The sequence below is a fragment of the Pseudomonas sp. GW821-FHT07E12 genome, from assembly GCF_058986605.1.
Genome location: NZ_JBYSVX010000005.1, coordinates 73000 through 93733, shown reverse-complemented (window position 1 = coordinate 93733; position 20734 = coordinate 73000). Strand labels below are relative to the sequence as shown.

The 20734-nt window shown below is 62.8% G+C and carries 16 protein-coding genes, 1 tRNA gene and 1 pseudogene; 9 read left to right on the top strand and 9 right to left on the bottom strand.

The window, feature by feature from the left end; translation table 11 throughout:
* Nucleotides 1-16: 16 nt before the first annotated feature.
* The 4 genes from AC3WJE_RS05135 (at nt 17) to AC3WJE_RS05120 (ending at nt 2869) form a co-directional block, all read left to right on the top strand.
* Nucleotides 17-817 (top strand): helix-turn-helix transcriptional regulator, encoded by an 801-nt coding sequence (locus AC3WJE_RS05135; protein WP_493729702.1) that lies wholly within the window; start codon nt 17-19, stop codon nt 815-817.
* Between the two features lie 125 nt (nt 818-942).
* Nucleotides 943-1572 (top strand): LysE family translocator, encoded by a 630-nt coding sequence (locus AC3WJE_RS05130; RefSeq protein WP_493729701.1) that lies wholly within the window; start codon nt 943-945, stop codon nt 1570-1572.
* 107 nt (nt 1573-1679) lie between these two features.
* Nucleotides 1680-2675 (top strand): LysR family transcriptional regulator, encoded by a 996-nt coding sequence (locus tag AC3WJE_RS05125; RefSeq protein ID WP_493729700.1) that lies wholly within the window; start codon nt 1680-1682, stop codon nt 2673-2675.
* A gap of 104 nt (nt 2676-2779) precedes the next feature.
* Nucleotides 2780-2869: transfer RNA gene (locus AC3WJE_RS05120), tRNA-Ser, on the top strand.
* A gap of 935 nt (nt 2870-3804) precedes the next feature.
* Here the strand turns inward: AC3WJE_RS05120 and AC3WJE_RS05115 are convergent.
* The 5 genes and pseudogenes from AC3WJE_RS05115 to AC3WJE_RS05095 all read right to left on the bottom strand — a co-directional run bounded on the left by AC3WJE_RS05115 (nt 3805) and on the right by AC3WJE_RS05095 (nt 9986).
* Nucleotides 3805-4188, bottom strand: a complete 384-nt coding sequence (locus AC3WJE_RS05115) for a hypothetical protein (RefSeq protein ID WP_493729699.1) — start codon at nt 4186-4188, stop codon at nt 3805-3807.
* Between the two features lie 627 nt (nt 4189-4815).
* Nucleotides 4816-5721, bottom strand: a complete 906-nt coding sequence (locus tag AC3WJE_RS05110; RefSeq protein ID WP_493729698.1) for a XamI family restriction endonuclease — start codon at nt 5719-5721, stop codon at nt 4816-4818.
* Nucleotides 5718-7313 (bottom strand): N-6 DNA methylase, encoded by a 1596-nt coding sequence (locus AC3WJE_RS05105; protein ID WP_493729697.1) that lies wholly within the window; start codon nt 7311-7313, stop codon nt 5718-5720. Before AC3WJE_RS05105 ends, AC3WJE_RS05110 begins: the two co-directional genes overlap by 4 nt.
* Before the next feature lie 408 nt (nt 7314-7721).
* Nucleotides 7722-8934 (bottom strand): annotated as a pseudogene (locus AC3WJE_RS05100) (IS4 family transposase).
* A 260-nt stretch (nt 8935-9194) separates the two neighbouring features.
* Nucleotides 9195-9986, bottom strand: coding sequence for an SPFH domain-containing protein (locus tag AC3WJE_RS05095; protein WP_493729696.1), 792 nt, complete (start codon nt 9984-9986; stop codon nt 9195-9197).
* A 255-nt stretch (nt 9987-10241) separates the two neighbouring features.
* Here AC3WJE_RS05095 and AC3WJE_RS05090 point away from each other — a divergent pair, with 255 nt between their 5' ends.
* Together AC3WJE_RS05090 and AC3WJE_RS05085 are read left to right on the top strand one after the other, a co-directional pair.
* Complete coding sequence (locus tag AC3WJE_RS05090; RefSeq protein ID WP_493729695.1) at nt 10242-10625, top strand: RcnB family protein; 384 nt, start codon at nt 10242-10244, stop codon at nt 10623-10625.
* Nucleotides 10626-10953: 328 nt separating this feature from the next.
* The gene (locus AC3WJE_RS05085; protein WP_493729694.1) at nt 10954-11955 is read left to right on the top strand and encodes an LLM class flavin-dependent oxidoreductase; all 1002 of its coding nucleotides are present in this window, start codon (nt 10954-10956) and stop codon (nt 11953-11955) included.
* A gap of 44 nt (nt 11956-11999) precedes the next feature.
* Here AC3WJE_RS05085 and AC3WJE_RS05080 read toward each other — a convergent pair whose 3' ends face one another.
* Nucleotides 12000-12653 (bottom strand): exopolysaccharide biosynthesis protein, encoded by a 654-nt coding sequence (locus AC3WJE_RS05080; protein ID WP_493729693.1) that lies wholly within the window; start codon nt 12651-12653, stop codon nt 12000-12002.
* Nucleotides 12637-13974: a hemolysin family protein gene (locus AC3WJE_RS05075; RefSeq protein WP_493729692.1), complete on the bottom strand. Its 1338-nt coding sequence runs from the start codon at nt 13972-13974 to the stop codon at nt 12637-12639. The genes AC3WJE_RS05080 and AC3WJE_RS05075 overlap by 17 nt, the downstream gene beginning before the upstream one ends.
* 258 nt (nt 13975-14232) lie before the next feature.
* Between AC3WJE_RS05075 and AC3WJE_RS05070 the strand changes: the two genes are divergently transcribed.
* Together AC3WJE_RS05070 and AC3WJE_RS05065 are read left to right on the top strand one after the other, a co-directional pair.
* The gene (locus AC3WJE_RS05070; protein ID WP_493729691.1) at nt 14233-14859 is read left to right on the top strand and encodes a DUF47 domain-containing protein; all 627 of its coding nucleotides are present in this window, start codon (nt 14233-14235) and stop codon (nt 14857-14859) included.
* A gap of 67 nt (nt 14860-14926) precedes the next feature.
* Nucleotides 14927-16048, top strand: a complete 1122-nt coding sequence (locus AC3WJE_RS05065; protein WP_493729690.1) for an inorganic phosphate transporter — start codon at nt 14927-14929, stop codon at nt 16046-16048.
* 120 nt (nt 16049-16168) lie between these two features.
* Here AC3WJE_RS05065 and AC3WJE_RS05060 read toward each other — a convergent pair whose 3' ends face one another.
* Nucleotides 16169-17656, bottom strand: coding sequence for a S10 family peptidase (locus AC3WJE_RS05060; RefSeq protein ID WP_493729689.1), 1488 nt, complete (start codon nt 17654-17656; stop codon nt 16169-16171).
* Between the two features lie 141 nt (nt 17657-17797).
* Between AC3WJE_RS05060 and AC3WJE_RS05055 the strand changes: the two genes are divergently transcribed.
* Nucleotides 17798-18598 carry a CDP-diacylglycerol diphosphatase gene (locus AC3WJE_RS05055; RefSeq protein ID WP_493729688.1) on the top strand — a complete coding sequence of 267 codons (801 nt, stop codon included), beginning with the start codon at nt 17798-17800 and terminating at the stop codon, nt 18596-18598.
* Between the two features lie 191 nt (nt 18599-18789).
* Here the strand turns inward: AC3WJE_RS05055 and parE are convergent, their stop codons facing one another.
* Nucleotides 18790-20679 (bottom strand): DNA topoisomerase IV subunit B, encoded by a 1890-nt coding sequence (parE, locus tag AC3WJE_RS05050; RefSeq protein ID WP_493729687.1) that lies wholly within the window; start codon nt 20677-20679, stop codon nt 18790-18792.
* Nucleotides 20680-20734 lie beyond the last annotated feature (55 nt).

Sequence of the window (20734 nt, the reverse complement as noted above, 5' to 3'; positions counted from 1 at the left end):
TTTCTCTCGTAGCGCCATGAGCGCCACCGATTTCTGGCGCGATCCACGTCTGCCCTTCGTCGAAACCCGGCGCGCGTGCCACAGCCGCGCCTGCTATCGGGCGCATAGCCATCCCACGTTTTCCGTCGGTGCCGTCGATGCCGGCGGCAGCCGTTTTCGCGGCGCGGGTGAGGGTGAGGTCGCACTTGCTCCGGGCATGCTGGTGTTCGTCCCGGCGCAGCGGGTGCACGCCTGCAATCCGCTGCCGGGATCGGCATGGAGCTACCAGATGCTGCACGTCGAGGCGGACTGGCTGCATCAGTTGCGCGGCGAATACGTGGGTACTGCGATGTCGGCCGATGAGCCGGTGCGGGTACGTTCCGAGCCATGGCTTTACCGGGATTTCTGCGCGCTCAACGCCCGCCTGTTCGGAAACGCCAGCATCGAGGACAAGGAAGCGGCGCTGATCGAGTTCTTCGGGCGCAGCGATCTGGGTGAGGGCGATGCGTTGGATGGTGGTGCCGCCACACCGGTGGAGGCACTGCGATCGGTATTCGAACGCCTGGCCGATGATGTCGCCACGCCGGCGACGTTGAGCGAGCTGGCGGCCCTGGCCGGTTGCGGGCGCTATCAGCTGATCCGCGGGTTTCGTGCCGCTACCGGTCTGACTCCGCATGCCTGGCAGCTCAATCATCGCGTCAACCGCGCGCGCCTGCTGCTGCGAGAGGGCGCGGAGTTGGCTGAAGTCGCGTATCGGTTGGGTTTCGCCGACCAGAGCCATTTCCAGCGTGTATTCAAGGCGCATGTCGGACTGACGCCTGGTCGCTATCGGGCGTGAGGGCTCTTCGCAGGTTTGTAGCCGGGTGGATATGACGGGACGACACGGCGGCGCTGCAATTTCGTTCAATACCTGACGGTCGATGCCGGAGCAGGCTGCGTGACCGCCTTCATCGCCCACGTGCCATGTCGCAATTCCTGCTGGTCGCTACTGCGCATTTCCTGGCCTTGCTGTCGCCGGGGCCGGACTTCTTCCTGATCGCCCGCACCGCGTTGGCAGGCGGATGGCGTTCAGCTGCCGCCGTCTGTCTTGGTATTGCGATCGGCAACGCGGTGTTCATCGCGATGGCCTTTGGCGGGTCTCGCCTGTTGAGCGAAGGCAGTCCGGCATTCCTGGCATTGCAGATTGCCGGCGCGTGCTACCTGCTCTGGTTGGGCGTGCTGTTTCTGCGCCACGCCGGGCAAGGTGCGATGCAACTGGGCGGACAGATGCGTGGAAACGCACCCGCACCAGGCGTCGCGTTGCTGATGGGGCTGCTGTCGGCGCTGCTGAATCCCAAGAATGCGCTGTTCTACACCAGTCTGGTGGCGGTACTCGGACCGGTCCGCTCGCCTGGGCTAGACCTGGCCTATGGCGTCTGGATGTTCGCGATCGTGCTGTTGTGGGATCTGCTGGTCGCCGGGTTGATCGGGCATAGCGCGGTGTTGCGTCGCTTCGTCGCCGTCTTGCCGTGGCTGGAGCGGCTGACTGGCGGTGTGCTGGTGCTGATGGCCGGATTGGTCGCTGCGATGCTGCTGCGGACGCTTAATGCCTGAATAGGCGAGGTTTGAGGCATGGCGGCTGAACCAGTGGCAAACTGATCGTTGCCTTGGTGGGATTAATTAGATTTAATGGCGGGCATCGTTCTATTGGTGATGCCGTCATGCACGACCTGAATGACTTGTACTACTTCGCAATGGTGGTTGATCACGGCGGTTTCGCCGCGGCGGAACGCGCGCTGGGCATCCCCAAGTCGCGCCTGAGCCGACGCATCAGCCAGCTGGAGACCGATCTGGGCGTGCGCCTGCTGCAGCGTTCCACTCGTCGCTTCGCGGTCACCGATGTCGGCACGAGTGTGCATCGCCACGCCCAGACCATGCTGGCCGAGGCGCAGGCCGCGCGCGAGGTGGTGGACCGGCTGAGCGCCGAACCACGTGGCTTGGTGCGGGTGAGCGTGCCGGTGTCGCTGGCGCAGATCCAGTTGCCCAAGCTGCTGCCGGAGTTCCTCAACAAGTACCCGAAGGTGCGGCTGCAGTTGAACATCAGCAACCGCCGCGTCGATGTGATCAACGAGGGCTACGATGTGGCCCTGCGCGTGCGCTCACGGCTGGACGATGATGGCAGTCTGGTGATGCGCAGCTTCGGCCATGTGCAGGAACTGCTGGTCGCCAGCCCGAAGTATCTCGACCGCGCCGGCCGCCCGAAGACGCCGGAGGACCTGGCTCACCACACCACGATGAGCATCAGCGAGGACGAGGTGCATCAACGCTGGGAACTGCACGGCCCCAATGGCGAGATGCGCCGGGTCGATCTGCAGCCACGCGTGGCCGGTTTCGATTTCCCGCTGTTGCAGGCAATGGCCCGCGACGGATTCGGCATCACCATGCTGCCGGAGACCGTCTGCGCCGAAGCCGTGCGCGCCGGCGAGCTCGAAGTGGTGCTGCCGGACTGGTCACTGCCGCAAGGCATCTGCCACGCCGTGTTCGCCTCGCGCCGCGGCCTGCTGCCGGCGGTACGGATGTTCATCGACTTCCTTGCCGAACGCCTGCCGCGCGAAATCGAGCGCTCGCGCCTGGATTGCGGCGGCAACTGCGATGAAGTGAGGGCCAAGCTCAAGCAGGCCAGCGAACGCAGCCTGGTGACAGCCGAAGTAGGTTGAGCAAAACCGCGCCGGGCATGCGAGAATGCCCGCCCGGCGAAGCACCGGGTGCCATGCAACGTGGCGCCCAACGCGACCGGCGCGGTCGCAAATGCGGCACGAACGGAGAGATGGCCGAGCGGTTTAAGGCACCGGTCTTGAAAACCGGCGAAGGGTCAAACCTTCCGTGGGTTCGAATCCCACTCTCTCCGCCAATGTCGAAAATGGTTTATAAAACAACGCGTTATGGATCCAATTGCTTCCGATCTAGGCTAGGCCGCTAGGTCACCCTGGCGGGTGTGCAAAGTCCGAATGGATGTTTGTCTGATAACGCCCCCCCCACTGTCTCTCGGCCGTTTGGTACCCTGCTGCGCTGTGCTCGACGCGCCTTATACCCTCCCGTACCGGCAATGGCTGTCATCGCCCTCACGTGCTTAATCGGCTAGCCTGAACTTCTACACCCTACGGGGGGATGGGCAGGGAGCGTGCTTATGAGCGGTGAGGGGGCTGGTTCGTGCCGCAGTTTTTGACCCGTAGTGCGGTTCGCCTGTTAGAGGCCGCTTTGGACAGCTTGTCGCTAGCGATGACTGCGGCGGCGGCGCCTGTTCGCCATACACCGAAGTCAGCTGACTCCGCCTTCGCCACGGTCGTAGGCATGACGGGGGTTGCAGCAGAGCAAGTGCTATCCGCAATTCTGATTCAGGTGGACGGCGATTCTGCAGCTCTTACGCCGGATGGGAAATTCAAAACTGCAGGGCATGTGCTGAGTGATGTTCGTAGAATTCTCACGGCCCCGCCTGTGGCTAGGGCTGCATTTCTAACAGCAGGTCTTCAGGACGTCGCACGGCATCGTCAGGATCTGCTGAGCTATTTGGAGAGGTTCACCCTGTTAACCGCTCAACGAGCGGGGGCGCTTCATGGTGGGCTCGGTGTAAGCAGGGAGGTGGTCCTGCACTCTGTGAGAACTGTTCATGGCTTCATCTCGCTTCTGGGAAAATCAGCGAAGATCAAGCCCTATATCTCTGCGATGCCTAGCATGCCGGAGACGCCAACCGAACCTTATCTCATACTTGACGAACTAGTAGCACGACTCGCAAGTGCTGAGACAGCACCTCAAAAGGGCGCAATACTCCGTCAGCTTTTTCTGGTGCTACCCGAGGTTCCGGCGGATGCGCCAGATTGGCTTGAAGCTTTCGAGCGAGTGATGGTAGTCCCAACCGACCGAGACGTCAGCGTTTTGATGACGACACTTCAGGCCGCGCAGCCGGCGCGTTTTTCGAGACTGACTGGCGGCGGCCGAGCAATCAATGTCTCCGTCTCCCGCTCTCCAGCCGCTCTGCCAGTAGAGCTGCAGTCGCTTCGATCTGAGTTTACGAACATCGCCGATCAGATCGGTGGTGACATAGCGAACGCTAACGGTAGGCTCAACCAGAACACCCTCCACCTTCCACCTGATCGGATCATAGCTAGTTTGTTCGCGATGCCGGAAAGGCAGCTTGAAGAGGCATTTGGAGGTAGCGTGCTTACCGCGCATAAGGCGTGGGCCTTCATCGCTAGCGCGCTAGGTTTGCGAAATGGAACCCCTTGGCCTTACTGGTTCTTGGTTCGGCGCGTACAGGACTTGGGTCAGTTGCGCACGCAATTGCAGCGGGCTGCTCGAGTGGGGCAGCGTGGCACGTTGACGCAGAAGATAACTGAAGAAGCCGTAGTCGGAATCAACGCAATTGAGAGGTCCAGGCCTCTTCCTGCCAATCATCCATTGTTTATTGAATGTAAGAATCGCAGCACTACAGCAGCAGACGCGGCAGCGTCGTTGCCCGACGCAGTCGAGCGAGCTATCAATTCGGGGAGGAGGTCTATCACAGAGAGAGCACGTGAAGCCGTCTTGGATCTAAGTACTGGTTTTGGCACAGCAGGGGAGGCTTGGGCGGCTCTCGAAGCTGACCCGGTACCAGGTCGTGGCGCGGCCGATAGTCGCGCCTATTGGGCGCGCATGCTCGCGTGCTCTACCACGAGTCCAAACGACGTCGCATTCTTGGCAGCCGTCTGCATGGATCCGACGTTGAGCAATGCGCATACCGCTGCACGCAAAGCTCTGCGGCTCATCGACGCGACTACGCACGGGCCTTCAATGGATTTTGAGGATAATGAGTAACCTGCGTCAGCAGGCATTGATCCAGTCGGTCAATTCATGGAGCTGATGCTCCCAGAATAGGGTTAGGCCCCTCGATTGCGCATCCTCAAGATTCCGGAGCTTGTAGACGCCACCAAGTACGGCGGCCGGTACTACCTGTAGCAGGCCAAAGTCCTTCTTCCAAGTTTCGGCTTTGACGGCTGCGTCGTTGTTTAGTCGTTTTACAGAGTTGGTCGATGAGTTGGAGACCTTGCACTCTACTGGCATGATTCTGCGGTCCGGCAGTCCGATGAGAACGTCGGCTTTCCGAGTGCCGAGTTCAGACTCGGCGCAGAATTCGCCTGGTCGAGGCGCATCGTTAAGAACCTTTACGGATCGAGTCGGCACCTGGACGAACCCGTTCGCGAGCAATGCGGCATGTAGGGCTGCTTCCTGCTCTCGCTTTCCGTCGCTACGTCGCTGCGTTTGAGACTGTCGAGTCGCCAAAAGAGCAGCTGATGCGATTATTGCGGCATGGCGCTCAATTTCAGTAGGTTCGCGACCCTCGATCACCCAGGGAAACCGTCGTCGATCTAATCCGCTCAGGATAACCTGTCGAATTCTGGAAACCAGCGCGGGATCAGTTGCGAGTCTCTTTCGGCTGAAAGTAGCTTCGGCAACTACCTTTAAATCATCCTCCGATACTGGAGGTCCCGCCATCGACCGAAACGCTTCCAGTAGTTTGGGAGCAGTTAACACCTCCAGAATGTTGCTCTGAAGGTCCGTCAGATCTAGGGTGAACTCAAGTAACTCCTCGACGGCAACTTGCGATTCGTCAAAGCTCTCAATGTACTGCTCAAGCGGCTCTTCCATGCGCGTACGCCGAAAGCGTTCCGTTGCAATCCGTCGATGTTCTTCAAGCTTTTCAGCGGTCCACAATGGCGTTGGCTTCATGCGGCAGGCATCGCTAACAAAGAGGGGGCGGGCACGAGAAGTCGTTCCATCTCACCAGGTTCAAACTTGGTGAGGCCGCCAGCGTATGTCCGGCCGTCAAGCACGCTGGTCTTTGAGGAGAGATGGTCTACCAAGGCAAGCATTTGATGTTCGGTGAGCGGTTCACGCGGGTAGAGACCATGAGCGATGTTGATGTGCCGAGCCTCAGCGACGTTTCGTACAAACGTCGGGGCACTCCGAGCCATATAAGTGGCCAAGATAGGCGCGGCTGAGCGCAAGCCTACCGACCACCATGCTTTGCGATTCTTGGCCACGTAGCCTTGGTCTGCCCCCTTTTCTTTCGCTGTCCGGAGAAAGTGCTCAACAGCAGTTCGCTCTTGGAGTTCAAGTTGATCCAGGTCATCTGGAAGATCAACAACTTGACGCAGGTACGATGAGTCAGAGAGTACGCGACCAGCCGCGATGATCTCGCGCGCTTTTGTGATGCTGCGAAACTTGAAGCGCTGAGGCACGTCCTGCGCATCGGTCCCGGCAATGAATACAGCGTTTGCGCCCGTGACCGTTCCGCGATGCACACGGCAAAGCTCTCCCAGCTCGACATACCCCTCGGGGCAAGCGCGGCTCGCGTGCGATAGGCGCGACCATCGCGTTTCAAGTTCCAAACGTTCTCTTTTAACCTGGCGGCCACCACTCAGGTCAGTCAGCTCCTTCATGCGTTTCACACGACGGATCTTGACCGAAGTGGGCTTGCTACCAATCTTGAAGGTCGTGATAGCGGCGGTTGTCGCTGCATCGGGGAACGGTTGTGCGGTCGGTTCCATCACAACAATCGATTGGCCGCCTAGCGGTCCTAGGAACATCTCACGCACGAGGCGTCCGTAATTGACGTCCATCCATTCGGCTGCGGTAATGAACGCGCCGGAATCGCCAGAACGACCATGGAGTACGGTCGCAGCAAAGAAGTGAACGTGCAGCCCCGCGAGCTGGCTCGCCTTCATGCCGAACCGGAGCGCCACATCGCTCAGCCACTGCTTCCAAGTCGCGTCAATGAGGTGGTGGCGTACGTACGGTGGATTTCCAACGTACAAGGTTTTGCCATCAATTCCCTCAATTGGATGACGATAGTCAACCAATTCGATCTTGGACCTCGCTGCGTAGCCTTTGGCAGCTAACGTGGCTCTGGCCATCAACGCAGCAAGGGGATCCAGTTCGCGGCCCAAGAGCTGAGCCTTGCTGAAGACCTCGCCTGCAGCAGAGAGAAATCTGCCAGAGCCGATCCCTGGGTCCACAACCCGGTCTGGACGATCTTGCTGGCTGGCCCAAGACATCATTGCCCGGACGATCTCAGGAGGCGTGTAAGTGGCGCCCGAAGTGCGGCGTTCGGCGGAGCTGCGAATAGTGCCGAATGCTGAGCCAAGCGGGTCTTTGCCGCCTTGGATCATTCGCCGAAGTTCTGAGACCACCGACTTTGGCAACGGAGGTGCGGTTCGGAGCAGCGTGGCCTCATCTTGAGACAGGCCAGATACCGTGTCTGCCCCTAATGCAGCGGACGCCGCGATAAGTTGCGATTCGGTAGTCAGATGCTCGTTCATACTTGTGTTTTGCTCTTCAAAATCTGGCGATGAGGGGGGCACCCTTGTCCGTTCCCTCTGGCACGACTAAAGCGTGAAAGGACGAACTGCACCCCGTCATCTTCTGCCGGACCGTTTCCCTTGAGCCGTGCCACTACTTCGTGATTGTAGTGCCTGCTTGCGGGGAAGTGGGGTGATTTGTGGACCCTAGCTTCCTTGCGGATCACCGGATGAGATTCGGTAGCGGTAGTCAGAAGACCCTTGCTACGTATAGCGCGGTCAAGTCGCCTAGGTCAGCGGAATCACTGGAAAAATCCGAAGGGGTATCCATAGGTGGGGCGCAGGCATTGCCCCCATGCCCCCTCGCCAGGCGGCGAACGCGTCGTCCCCGCGAAACCGGGGTCAGGTTCTGAGGTATCCCCACGTTTTTCAGCATAGAACCATCTCCCGATGTACCTGCTCAGGCAATGTGCGTAGTAATGCCAGCCATTGCGACATGGGGGGCAACGGCCATCGTCTGAGCAGCGCTTCTCGTCCGATGCGGAGTGTGGAATAGAGCTTGCGGGTTGCCCTTGAGGGGGCCAACCACTGGTCACGTCCGGCCTGTTGGCTACTCAAGTCCATCAACCAGCATACGAAGCTGGCCAGCGTGTTGAGCATCAGCAGGATGGTCAGGCTTGGGCCCTGGCGGGTCAGGCTGTCCTCGAAGGCCGCGCCATAACGATGCGATTTGAGGCCACGGAAGCTGCCCTCAATCTGCATGCGGCGGGCATAAAGGCCGACGCGTTGGCGTGGACTGATTGCCCCAAATCCGGCGAGGTGATGATCAGCCAGGGCTCGCGCTCACTGGCGGCTGCCTTGCGGCTGTGTGAACTACGGGTCACTTCGGTACGACAGCGTCGGTTGTAATGTTTGCGTCCGCGCGGTGGCTTTCCATGGATCACCAATTGGCAGGCCAGCGGATCGCTGCGGTTGATGTGCATTGGCGGGAGCTCATGTGGATGTCGTCGTGCCAGCGCCCACAAGCAGCGACAGGAAACCCACTGATCTGCGCGGTCTTCCACGCTCGCAGGTTTTTTACCAAGGTCGTACCGTGCAAGCGCCCCACCCAGCTCCATTCCAGCGCCTGCACGGCCCTGAACCACGGCGTGCGTAAGCCGGCATCGGTGATCAGGATCGGGCGCATGCCAGCCGGCACCAGCTCGTGCAATAGCTGCAGGAATTTCCGCTCTGCATGCGGCGATCCTTGTTCGCGTCCCGGATAAACCCGGTCCAGCAACGTCAATGTTCGCCCGCCCACCGGCACCGCGGCTCGCAGCAAACACCAGGATTTATCCGCCTTCAGATCACTCCAGTCGATCACGATCAACGGGCGCGGACCTCGCAACAGCCAACGGGCCATTGCCCGATGCAATCCTATGCATTCGTGCTGAAGGTGACGGTTGCTCAATAGTCGATCCAGGGCCTTGAGCGGTGCGCACACGCGTTGGGCATCGGGCCAGCGACGGGTGATATCGATCAAGGTCAGCCGCCAGCCGGCACTCAATGCTTCCACCGCACGTAACAGAACCCGCTCGCGCAGGGCATGCATCGGCCCCAGTGCGTCGGCAAGACACCTTTGCAATACTTCGCTGGCGCGCATGGCTGTCAGTCCTTTTCTGGTTTGGTCACCTTGAAGACTGCGCCATGCGCGCACTTGTTTCCAATCAGATCAACGGCAAGCTATTGATCCAGCGGTGGAAAACGTGGGGATACCTCAGGGTCAGGTTCAGTTATTGGAGCGGCAAGTAGGGGGGGGCACTCGATCATTTGAGTGACTTCGGTCTTGCGACTTGGCCCGCGACAGAAACGCCGCGCTGAAGGCAGCATTATTCTGGTTATTGACGCTGATGGTGGGGCGGATTACTTCGCAATCACCGAAGTCCCCGACGGCACCATGTAGCACGCCTGTGCCTTGGCGCAGGCTTCGGCGTTGACCTCGGCGATCTGGCTGGCCAGGTATTGCTCCGGGGTCAGGCCCATGCGGTTGCGGTAGGCGTTGTCGGCATCGGCCTTGGCGATCTGTTCCTGCTCGCGTTGGCGTTCGGCGTTGGTGGCCTCGACCAAGGTCTTGACGCGCTGCTGCTGGGCGGCGGTGAGGTTCATCTGCTGCAGCACGTCCGGGTTGGGACGGGCGCGGCCGAGGGTGATGTTCTGGATCTCGATCGGCAGGCCCTGCTCCTTGGCGAGCGTGCGCACGTTCTCGGTGACTGCGTCGTCGATCTTCCCGGCGGTGTCCGGGTCGCTCATCATCCGGGTCATGTCGTAGCGCTTGACCTGGTCGCGCACGATCGCTGCGTATTGGCTGGCGACGTTGTTCTTGAACCAGTCCGGGCCGAACCGCGACAGCAGCAGCGCCGGGGCGGTGATCCGGTATTGGATCTGGGTGGAGAAGTCCAGCAGGATGTTGTCGCTGGACGAGAAGTCGTCGAAAGCGACCTGCACGGTCTGCGGAGTGACGTCCACATAGGTGGCCGAAGTGGTCCACCACGCATAGGTGCGGCCCGCATCGCGCACGTCATCCAGGCGCACGCCGCCCTTGCCGAAGAACACGGGTTTGTCGACCAGTACGGCTTGTTGGCCCGGTTCGGGCGAGACCACGGTACAGGCCGAGAGCAAGCTCGCCAGAACAGCGAACAACATGGTTTTCTTCATCGATTTCCCCTTTTGAATGTCCGGCGTTCGCTGGATGGCCGCTTGGATCGGCCGGACGAGCGCTGCATGCGTATCTTGATGTATCAAATGAGCCATCAGTTGACACGATGATGCGGGTTTCTTGCCGGTAACGGCACGCAATGATCGCATCTCGCTACCCAACCTGAATAGGGAGTCCGGAGGCCCGGAAAATGCGGCTTGTCATTCAGTTGCCGGGTCGCAGCATCGTTGCCGTGGTCTGACGAGGAGCCCCACATGAATACCAAGAAGTCTGTTGCCTGGTTGCTGTTCGGCGTCGCATCGTTGTCGGTGGCGACCCCGGTTTTTGCGCAGGATTACCGCTATGACGATGACGACCGTGGTTCGCATCGCGATCATCGCGACGATGATGGTGGCCCGCGCCGCGATCACGATGACAACGGTCGGCGTGACCGTGGTGCAGGTCCGGATCGCGAGTGGCATCGTGGCGATCGCTACGACGGCCCACGCTATGTGGTTGACGATTACCGTCGCTACGATCTGCCACCGCCGCCGGATCGCCGTCATCGCTGGGTACGTGACCGCAACGGCGATTTTGTGCTGATTGCGATCACCACCGGCATCATTGCCGATCTGCTGCTCAGCGGGCCGCATCGCTGAGTCAATACTCGAATCCCCGCTTCGGCGGGGATTCGTTTGTGGAAGGATCCAAAAACGCGATCTGCATTCGATCGGCATAGGTGTGGAAGCGGCACCCGCCACTCGCGCACTCGTTGTTGTGAGAGGGACTCTGGGTGGCCTCGGGCCATCAGTCCCGACGGCCGATCACCGATCACAGAGGAGCGTCGGGACTGATGGCCCGAGGCCACCCAGAGTCCCTCCCACAGGGCGTTCTGGAACGCTGTAGCGCCATCGGCCGGACACTGCATCGCTGGCTTTGCCGGCTGACGGCCCCATCTCGGAAGGCATCCTGTCTGGAATGCCGCCGATGATCCCGATTTCCGTACTCGACCTGGCGCCCGTCTGCGAGGGCGGCGACACCACGCATGCCTTCGCCAACATGCTCGATCTGGCGCAGCATGCGGAGCGCTGGGGGTACCAACGCTACTGGCTCGCCGAGCACCACAACATGCCGGGCATTGCCAGCGCCGCGACCGCCGTGTTGATTGGTCATGTTGCTGGCGGGACGAAGACGATCCGCGTCGGCGCCGGCGGCATCATGCTGCCCAATCACGCGCCGCTGCAGGTGGCGGAACAGTTCGGCACGCTGGCCTCGTTGTATCCGGGGCGCATCGACCTGGGCCTGGGCCGCGCACCCGGTACCGATCAGCCGACCACACGTGCGCTGCGCCGCTACTTCGACGGTGCCGACCAGTTCCCGCAGGATGTCGCTGAGCTGCTGCGCTACTTCGAACCGGCAGTGGACGGCCAACTGGTGCGTGCGGTGCCGGGCGCCGGCATCGAGGTGCCGGTGTGGTTGCTCGGCTCCAGTCTGTTCAGTGCCCGCCTGGCCGCTGCGCTGGGGCTGCCATTCGCATTCGCCTCGCACTTCGCGCCCGATGCGATGGATGAGGCGCTGGCGATCTATCGACGCGATTTCCGACCATCGGCACGACTGCAGGCGTCGTATGCGTTGCTGGCATTGAACGTGGTGGCGGCCGACTCGGACAAGGAAGCGCGGCGCTTGTTCACCAGCCAGCAGCAGGCGTTCGTCAATCTGCGGCGTGGCCGTCCGGGCAAGATCCCGCCCCCGATCGAGGACATCGAGGCGTACTGGCAGCCGCACGAAAAGTTCGGGGTCGAGAATGCGTTGGCCTGCACCGTGCTCGGCGACGAAACGGAAGTGGCGCAGGGCCTGTCCGACTTCGTAGCGCGGCATCGCCCGGATGAGCTGATGATCACCGCGAACATCCACGATCACGCTGCACGGCTGCACTCGTTCGAGTTGGCAGCGCGGGCCTGGAAGGCACGGGGTGTCGCCGTGGCGTAAGGCCGGGCAGGTGGCTGGAGCCGGCGCGAGGTCCGGCCACGAACTCAGGCGAGCTGGGTGAACCAGTGGTGGAACATGTTGACGAGCTGGCCCGACGTGATGCCGAACACGACCACGCAGATCGCCGCAGCGATCCAGCAGCCGAGCAGCAGGATGCCATCGCGTTCCACCAGTGCCAGCGCGAACAGCAACAGGAGCGCACCGAACAGGTAGTTGGTGAACGGGATCGGCAACGCCAGCAACAGGCCGGTCAGCGCCAGCAGCAGCCCGGTGAACATGCGTGCCGGCAGCGGCGTCAGCAGCAGGCCCAGGCGGGGTTTCAGCAGCCGGTCCAGCCAGCGCAGCATCGGCGCGATCTTGCCCATGAAGCGGCGCGTGGTGCTGCGACGCGGGCCGCGCTCGCCGATGAAGCGCGGCAGCCACGGATTGCGCAGGCCGAACAGCATCTGCAGCCCGATCAGGATCGTCAGCGGGCCGCTGACCGCGCCGCCGACGCCGGGAATCGGGATGAAGGCCGGCAGCACCGCCACGAACAGGAATACTCCGAAGCCGCTCTGCTGCAGCGTCGCCAGGATGTTGCGCAGGGTCAGCACGGTCTCGTCGTCGCCGATCGTGAAGTGCTCCAGCAGCGTGCGAAGGCCGTGGTTGCGGTAGCGGAGGTCTTCCGCGTCCGCGCTGCGATCATCCGACGATGTCATCGCTCTCTTCTTCCTGCAGGCGGCGCAGCAGCAGCTTGTCGATGCGGGCGCCGTCCAGATCAACGATTTCGATGCGCCAGCCGGCCCAATCGAAGTATTCGCCGGCATGCGGGATGCGGCCGAAGTAGTAGATGCACAGGCCTGCGAGCGTGTGGTAATCGCCTTCCTGCGCGTTGGGCAGCTCGGCGCCGCCCAGCACCTCGCGCAGTTCTTCCACCGGCAGCGAGCCGTCGATCAGCAGTGAGCCGTCCTCGCGCATCACCACCAGCGCATCCTCGTCGGTGTTCTCCACTGCCTGCAGGCGGCCAACCACGGCGCCCATCAGGTCGCTGATGGTCACCAGGCCACGGATCTCGCCGTATTCGTCCACGATCAGGGCCATCGACTGCTGTTCCTCGCGGAAGATCTCCAGCAGCTTCATCGCATGGGTGGATTCGGAGACGAACAGGGTTTCGCGCAGGTTCTGGAACAGCTTGCGCGAGCCGCTCTCCAGGTGCGCGACCAGCGATTTGACCTCAAGCACGCCGACGATGTCCTGGTCGCTGTCGCGATAGACCGGATAACGCGAGAACTCGTGCTCGTGCATCAGCGCCAGGTTCTTTTCCGGCGCCGCGTTCAAATCCAGCCAGGCGATGCGGTTGCGCGGCGTCATCAGGCTGTCGGCGGTGCGATCGCCCAGGCGCATGACGCGGTTCATCATGTCGCGCTCATGCGTGTCGATCAGGCCCGCTTCATGGCTCTCGGCCACCAGCATGCGGATTTCTTCCTCGGTCACCGAGGTCGATTCGTCCTTGCCCAGGCCGAACAGGCGCAGCACCAACCGGGTCGTGCGGGCCAATACCCAGACGAACGGTGCGGCAATCCAGGCGAGCCCGGACATCGGTACGGACACGAAGCTGGCGATGGTCTCCGAACGCGTCAGCGCCAGGCGCTTGGGCACCAGTTCGCCAAAGATCAGCGTGAGGAAAGTAATCAGCCCCACCGCCAGCCCCTTGCCGATGAGTGCCGCGTAGGTGTTGTCGAACAATTCCGAATGGGCGGACAGCACGGGGGCTGCGTTCTGCAGCCAGGCGCCGATCGCGGCACCGATCGCCTCGCCGCCGAACACGCCGGTCAGGATGCCGATCAGGGTGATGCCGATCTGGACCGTGGACAGGAATTTCTCGGGGTTCTCGGCCAGCGCCAGTGCCTTGGCGGCACGCTTGCTGGTCAGCGCCATCTGCTTGAGCCGGCTCTTGCGCGACGTCATCAGCGACATCTCCGACATGGCGAAGAAGCCGTTGACCAGAATCAGGGCAATTACGATGGCGAGTTCAAACACGGGCGTCATCCCCGGTTGGTGAAGGGGAGGGCGTCGTGAAGCGCTGTCCGGCGCGCACCGCGGCGGCGCGGAAGGGGGATATAGGGTCGTCGTCCATAGGCTGCGCCCATCGGGCGCAGGGGACATGGTAGCAAAAACCCGGCCAGCAGCGGCCAGGGCCGGAGGCTGTGAAGGCGGCGGATACCCAGAAAGGTCATCGAACCGTCATAATTCCGCCCCAGTGCCGTCCCTCCGCGACGGCGGGATACGTCTTTACGCATGTTCTCTCTGCAGACCATCTTCGGTTCCGGCAAGCAGTTCTATACGCTGTTGAACGAAGCGGCCGTGGCCGCCTACGACAGTACCAAAGCCTTGCATTCGATGATGCGCGATGCCGACCGGCAGCCGGCGCTCGACGCATTCAAGCTGGCGCGCCTGCGCGAGCGCGCCGCCTCGGACAAGATCGGCCAGGCGCTGGTCGACAGCTTCATGACCCCGATCGAGCGCGAGGACATCGAGGCGCTGGGCTCGGCGTTGTACAAGATCCCCAAGCAGGTCGAGAAGTTCGCCGACCGCTATTCGCTGGCGACCCAGCACCTGGCCCACATCGACTTCGCTCCGCGCGCGGCGATGCTGGAGCAGGCCGCCTCGGTGGTGGTGGACATGGTGCAGCAACTGCCGGCGATGAACATCGACAGCATGACCGCGCTCAACGACAAGCTGCGGATGCTGGAGAACGAGGCCGACCGGCTGATGCTGGAGCTGTACCGCGACATCTATTCCGGTCGCCTGGACAACCTGCAGATGTTCCTGCTCAAGGAGTTCTTCGAGATCCTGGAGAAGGCGATCGACCGCTGCCGCGAGGCTGGCGTGGTGGTCTACCAGATCGTGCTGAAGAACTCGTAATGGATATGCCGAGGGTCTTTTGCGCTTGCGGCGACGTCTCTTGCCTCGCTGCCGGGGAGCCGTCGCGATGCTGAGCTTGGTCATTGTGGTGATCCTGGCCGCTTTCGTCTTCGAGTTCATCAACGGCTTCCACGACACCGCCAACTCGATCGCCACGGTGGTGGCGACCAAGGTGCTCTCGCCGGGCTGGGCGGTGATGCTGGCGGCCGGCATGAACCTGATCGGCGCGCTGACCGGTACCGCGGTGGCGCTGACGATCTCGTCCGGCCTGCTCGATGCCGACGTGATCGAGGTGACCCCACAGGTGGTGCTGTGTGCGCTGCTGGGCGGGATCATCTGGAACCTGATCACCTGGTGGAAAGGCCTGCCGTCCTCGTCCTCGCATGCACTGATCGGTGGCCTGTGCGGTGCCGGCCTGGCGGCCGCGCACAACAACTGGGACGTGCTGATCTGGTCGCAGAATGTCGGCGACTGGGCCAAGAACAAGGGCCTGTTGTGGAAGGTGTTCGTGCCGATGGTCAGCTCGCCGATCGCAGGCTTCATCCTCGGCATCCTGGTGATGATGTTGCTGTGGGCGATCATCGCCGGCATGGCCAGGATCGGCGGTGTGGTCGGGCGCATGGCGCGGCCGCGCTGGGTCAATGCCTTCTTCGGCAAGGCACAGATCGCCTCGGCCGCGTACATGGGTTACGCGCACGGGCACAACGATGCGCAGAAGACCATGGGCATCATCGCGATGACGTTGCTCGGCGCGCAATCGGTCGGTGCGCTGGATGACCTGCCGCAGTGGCTGGGCTTCCTGCATCCGGGCGCGCATGCCGGCGAGGGCATCCCGATGTGGATCGTGTTGTCGTGCGCGTTGGTGATGGCGGCCGGCACTGCGTCGGGTGGCTGGAAGATCATCAAGACGCTGGGCCACAAGATGGTCAAGCTGCATCCGATCCACGGTTTTGCGGCCGAGACCAGCTCGGCGACGATCCTGACCGTGGCCGCGCACTTCGGCATGCCGGTGTCGACCACCCACAGCATCTCCACCGCGATCATGGGCGTGGGCTTCGCCAAGAACCCGCGTTCGTTGAAGTTCGGGGTGATCGAGCGGATCGTCTGGGCCTGGATCCTGACGATCCCGGCGGCCGGCGTGGTCGCCTACCTGATCCTGCGGTTGTTCGAGATGGCCGGCTGGACCTGAGGCGGCGTTCCGTAGAGCCGAGCTTGCCTGGCTCGGCTCTACCGGAAGCGTTGCAGTTATATGGGGAAGGTCTGAGCCGCGCGAGTTCGGCTCCATGAATTCCCGGTTCGCGCGTTGCGCTCAGTGCATGCCGTACATCGCCTGCACGTCATGCCGGAATGTGCTCTGGCTGTCGGGACGGTTGTAGAACATGTGGCCTCCCGGGTACTCCCTGACCTGGACGCGGTTGGGATCCTGGCCCATGGCCGGCATCTGATCGACGGTCAGCACCGAGCCCATGAATGGGCAGGACAGGTCATTCCAGCCGTGTGCGATCAGCACGCGCAGTCGCGGATCGATCGCCACCGCCTGACGCAGTTGCGTCACTGCGCCCTTGCGCAGTTCGTCGTTCCAGTCCCACAGCTTGTTCACGTCGTAGTTGAGCGCCTGGTAGCGCGCATCGACCTTCCAGTCGACCACGCGGGTGACGAAATCGACCATCGCGGTGGTGGTTGGGGCAATGATGCTGTCGAGCAGGGGATCGTTGGCGCGCTGTTCCGGATCGTTCGGGAACGGATCGAACGCGGTGACGTTGGAGTCGTAGCGACTGCCCAGCTCGCCCTTGTCGCGGAACACTTCGCGCAGATACGCCTGGATTTCCAGACGACCGCCGGCGCGGCGCACATAGGCCGGGTCCAGACCGGTCAGGTCGATGACCTTGCGGACCATCGCTTCGTTGGCCTGCGAGTCGGAACGGCCCTTCATCAGCGCCACCGCATAGTCGCCGCGGGTGTAGTCGACGACCTGCTTCATCGCCGTGTCGGTGAGCTGGCCCTGGCGTTCCAGGTGCGCGGCGGTGATCGAGGGCAGGGTCAGCATCCAGGCCAGCGGCGAGACGTCCGGATTGTCTTCCAGTGTCGGGTTCAGGTACGGCGAGACCAGCACCACGCCGTTCATCGCCACACCCAGCCGGGTCTGCAGGTACTGGGTGATGCGTGGACCACGGAAGCCGCCGTAGCTTTCGCCTACCAGATACTTGCGCGACTGCAGACGGCGGTTCTTCAGCAGCCAGTCGTAGATCGTGCGCGAGAGGTATTCGACATCGGCCTTGGGGTTGTAGAACTGCTTCTTGGCCTGCTCCTCGGCGATCAGCGAGCGGCTGAAGCCGGTGCCGATCGGGTCGATGAACACCAGATCGGTGAAATCCAGCCAGGTGCCGGGGTTGTCGCGCAGCGTGGCCGGCGCGGAGGCGCTGTCGCCTTCGGCGCCGAACGCGACCACCTTGGGGCCGATCGCGCCAAGGTTGAGATAGACCGAGGCCGCGCCCGGGCCGCCGTTGAGGGCGAAGGTGACCGGGCGGTCCTTGCCGTCGGCGGTGTAGGCGGTGAACACCACCTCGCCGATGGTCTTGCCGTGGTCGTCGCGCACCGGCAGTGTGCCGACGGTGGCGGTGTAGCTGAGCGTGCGGCCCTCCACGCGAGTGGACTGACGGACCGAAGCATCGGCCGGCAGCGGCGCGGGCGTCGGCGGGGCGTTCTTGTCCTCGGCTGGCTTGTCGTCGGCGAGGGCGGGAGGGGGCGCCAGCAGCAGCGAGGCTGCAAGGGCGACGGCGTACAGCGCGGACTTCATGCCATGCATCCGGGGTTCGGGAGGATCGGCCGATGGTAGGCCGCATGCCGGGGTGCGGAATGTGCACAAAGCCATGCCTGACATCGCGTGTCATCGGTGCTCGTTATCATGGCTTTTGGCCTGTCTTGCATGCGTGGTGCGATGTCGCGTTCGAAATGGTGGGGTTGGGGTGGTCTGGCGGTGGCGGTGATGCTGGCTGCGTGCGTGAGCGTGCCGAAGGTGCGGCATGCAGCCGATCCGGATGCGCTGTGGCGCATTGTCAGCACTCGATGTCTGGTCGCAGCGGGACAGCAGCCGGCGCAGGATTGCGTCGCGATCTGGACCGATCCGGCGCGCCGGTCGGTGGTGCTGAAAGACAGTCATGGACATTTCCAGTACCTGCTGATCCCGGCCGACAAGGTCAGCGGCATCGAGAGCCCATGGCTGCAACAGCCGCAGACCCCGAATTATTTCGCGATCGCCTGGGAAGCGCGCAGCTTCGTCGCTGCAGCGCTGGAACAGCCGCTGCCCCGGCGATACACCAGCCTCGCGCTGAATTCCCCGCATGGGCGCTCGCAGGAGCAGTTGCACATCCATGTCGATTGCGTGAGGCCGGACGTGCGTGCGCAGCTCGATCGCCTGCGCAGCGATATCGGCCCGCAATGGCAGCCGCTGCCGGAGCCGCTGCTAGGGCATCGCTATCTCGCCCGCGACCTGCCGGGTGAATCGCTCGCGCAGGATCCGATACGACTGCTCGCCGCGACGCTTCCGGCGGGCGACGATCTGAGTCATTACTCGCTGGTGGTGGTGGGCCGCGACGAGGCCGATGGCGGCCCCGGCTTCACGCTGCTGGCAACCCGCTACGACTTGGCGGCGGGTAACCCCGCCAGCGGTGAGGAGTTGCAGGACCATGCCTGCGGGTTGGTGACCGGAGCCGAGCAGGTGCTGGAAGGCGTGCGCTGAGCGCGCGCCTACTGTCGAACCGTCTGTAACAGCGGTCGTCAGTGTGATCCGTTCGAGTCGTTAGCGGATAGCGACGGCGGGGCATATCGCGCCGCCGTCGGCGACAGTGATCGTGGCCCTGCCGGGGCAGGGCGATGCCGCGACCAACCGGGCCGTATTGAAGACCCGATGCGGTCGCGGCGACCGTCGGATCAGACCTCGAGCGAAGCCAGATCGCCCTTGGTTTCCAGCCACTGCTTGCGGTCTCCCGCACGCTTCTTGGCCAGCAGCATGTCCATCAACGAGCGGGTCTGCTCGCCATCGTCGACGGTAAGCTGGACCAGGCGACGGGTGTCGGGATGGATGGTCGACTCGCGCAGCTGCACCGGGTTCATCTCGCCGAGGCCCTTGAAGCGGGTCACGCTGACCTGGCCCTTGAGCTTCTCGCGCTGGATCTTTTCCAGCAGCACGCGCTTTTCTTCCTCATCGAGCGCGTAGAACACCTGCTTGCCCAGGTCCACGCGGAACAGGGGCGGCATCGCCACGAACACATGGCCGGCATCGACCAGCGCCGGGAAATGCTTCAGGAACAACGCTGCCAGCAGCGTGGCGATGTGCAATCCGTCCGAGTCGGCGTCGGCCAGGATCACCACCTTGCCGTAGCGCAGCCCGGAGATGTCGTCCTTGCCCGGATCGCAGCCGATCGCGATGGCGAGGTTGTGCACTTCCTCCGAGGCCAGCACGCTGCCCGAAGACACTTCCCAGGTGTTCAGGATCTTGCCGCGCAGCGGCATGATCGCCTGGAAGTCCTTGTCGCGTGCCTGCTTGGCGCTGCCGCCGGCTGAGTCGCCCTCCACCAGGAACAGCTCGGTGCGTGACAGGTCCTGGCTGATGCAGTCGGCCAGCTTGCCGGGCAGCGCCGGGCCCTGCGTGACCTTCTTGCGGACGATCTGCTTCTCGGTCTTCAGGCGCGCGCTGGCGCGCTCGATCGCGATCTGCGCGATCTTCTCGCCGATCTCGACGTTCTGGTTGAGATACAGGCTGAAAGCGTCGTGCGCGGCGCCCTCGATGAAGCCGGCGGCCTGGCGCGAGGACAACCGCTCCTTGGTCTGGCCGCTGAACTGCGGATCGGTCATCTTCAGCGACAGCACGAACGCGACGCGGTCCCACACATCCTCCGGCGCCAGCTTGACGCCGCGCGGCAGCAAATTGCGGAAGTCGCAGAACTCGCGCAGCGCATCGGTCAGGCCCGAGCGCAGGCCGTTGACGTGGGTGCCATGCTGGGCGGTCGGGATCAGGTTGACGTAGCTTTCCTGCACCAGCTCGCCTTCCGGCACCCAGGATACGGCCCAGTCCACGATCTCGGTGTCCTTCTTCAGGGCGCCGACGAACAGGTCGGCCGGCAGCAGCTCGCGCTCGGCCATCTCGCCCTTGAGGTAATCGCGCAGGCCGTCCTCGAAATACCAGGTGTCGCTCTCGCCGCTGGCTTCATCGAACAGCTTGACGGTCAGGCCGGGGCACAGCACCGCCTTGGCGCGCAGCAGGTGGCGCAGCGAACGCAGGTTGATCTTGGGCGTATCGAAATACTTCGGATCCGGCCAGAAACGCAGCCGCGTGCCGGTGTTCTTCTTGCCGACCGTGCCGACCACTTCCAGTGCGGTGGCGCGGTCACCGTCGCGGAAAGTGATGCGATGCTCGCTGCCTTCACGCTTGATGTGGATTTCCACCAGTTTTGACAGCGCGTTGACCACGCTGACGCCGACGCCGTGCAGGCCGCCGGAAAAGGTGTAGTTGCGGTTGTTGAACTTGCCGCCGGCATGCAGCCGGGTAAGGATCAGCTCCACGCCGGGGATCTTCTCCTCCGGGTGCAGGTCCACCGGCATGCCACGGCCGTCGTCGGACACCTCGCAGCTGCCGTCCTTGTAAAGCGTGACCTCGATCTGGCGCGCGTGGCCGGCCAGGGCCTCGTCCACCGAGTTGTCGATGACTTCCTGCGCCAGGTGGTTCGGGCGCGTGGTGTCGGTGTACATGCCGGGGCGGCGCTTGACCGGATCCAGGCCGGAAAGGACTTCGATATCGGCGGCGTTATAGCGGGTATTCATGCATCTCTGACGGCGTGAAACGACGCGCAAGTGTGCGGTCTGGGAGGTTTTTTTG

Excerpts from the sequence above, each read along its gene's own strand:
- AC3WJE_RS05135 (WP_493729702.1), top strand. The coding sequence starts at position 17 with ATGAGCGCCACCGATTTCTGGCGCGATCCACGTCTGCCCTTCGTCGAA.
- AC3WJE_RS05115 (WP_493729699.1), bottom strand. The coding sequence starts at position 4,188 with ATGCGCGGTAAGCACGCTACCTCCAAATGCCTCTTCAAGCTGCCTTTC.
- AC3WJE_RS05095 (WP_493729696.1), bottom strand. The coding sequence starts at position 9,986 with ATGAAGAAAACCATGTTGTTCGCTGTTCTGGCGAGCTTGCTCTCGGCC.
- AC3WJE_RS05130 (WP_493729701.1), top strand. The coding sequence starts at position 943 with ATGTCGCAATTCCTGCTGGTCGCTACTGCGCATTTCCTGGCCTTGCTG.
- AC3WJE_RS05085 (WP_493729694.1), top strand. The coding sequence starts at position 10,954 with ATGATCCCGATTTCCGTACTCGACCTGGCGCCCGTCTGCGAGGGCGGC.
- AC3WJE_RS05105 (WP_493729697.1), bottom strand. The coding sequence starts at position 7,313 with ATGAACGAGCATCTGACTACCGAATCGCAACTTATCGCGGCGTCCGCT.
- AC3WJE_RS05060 (WP_493729689.1), bottom strand. The coding sequence starts at position 17,656 with ATGAAGTCCGCGCTGTACGCCGTCGCCCTTGCAGCCTCGCTGCTGCTG.
- AC3WJE_RS05065 (WP_493729690.1), top strand. The coding sequence starts at position 14,927 with ATGCTGAGCTTGGTCATTGTGGTGATCCTGGCCGCTTTCGTCTTCGAG.
- AC3WJE_RS05055 (WP_493729688.1), top strand. The coding sequence starts at position 17,798 with ATGTCGCGTTCGAAATGGTGGGGTTGGGGTGGTCTGGCGGTGGCGGTG.
- AC3WJE_RS05110 (WP_493729698.1), bottom strand. The coding sequence starts at position 5,721 with ATGAAGCCAACGCCATTGTGGACCGCTGAAAAGCTTGAAGAACATCGA.
- AC3WJE_RS05090 (WP_493729695.1), top strand. The coding sequence starts at position 10,242 with ATGAATACCAAGAAGTCTGTTGCCTGGTTGCTGTTCGGCGTCGCATCG.
- parE (WP_493729687.1), bottom strand. The coding sequence starts at position 20,679 with ATGAATACCCGCTATAACGCCGCCGATATCGAAGTCCTTTCCGGCCTG.
- AC3WJE_RS05125 (WP_493729700.1), top strand. The coding sequence starts at position 1,680 with ATGCACGACCTGAATGACTTGTACTACTTCGCAATGGTGGTTGATCAC.
- AC3WJE_RS05070 (WP_493729691.1), top strand. The coding sequence starts at position 14,233 with ATGTTCTCTCTGCAGACCATCTTCGGTTCCGGCAAGCAGTTCTATACG.
- AC3WJE_RS05080 (WP_493729693.1), bottom strand. The coding sequence starts at position 12,653 with ATGACATCGTCGGATGATCGCAGCGCGGACGCGGAAGACCTCCGCTAC.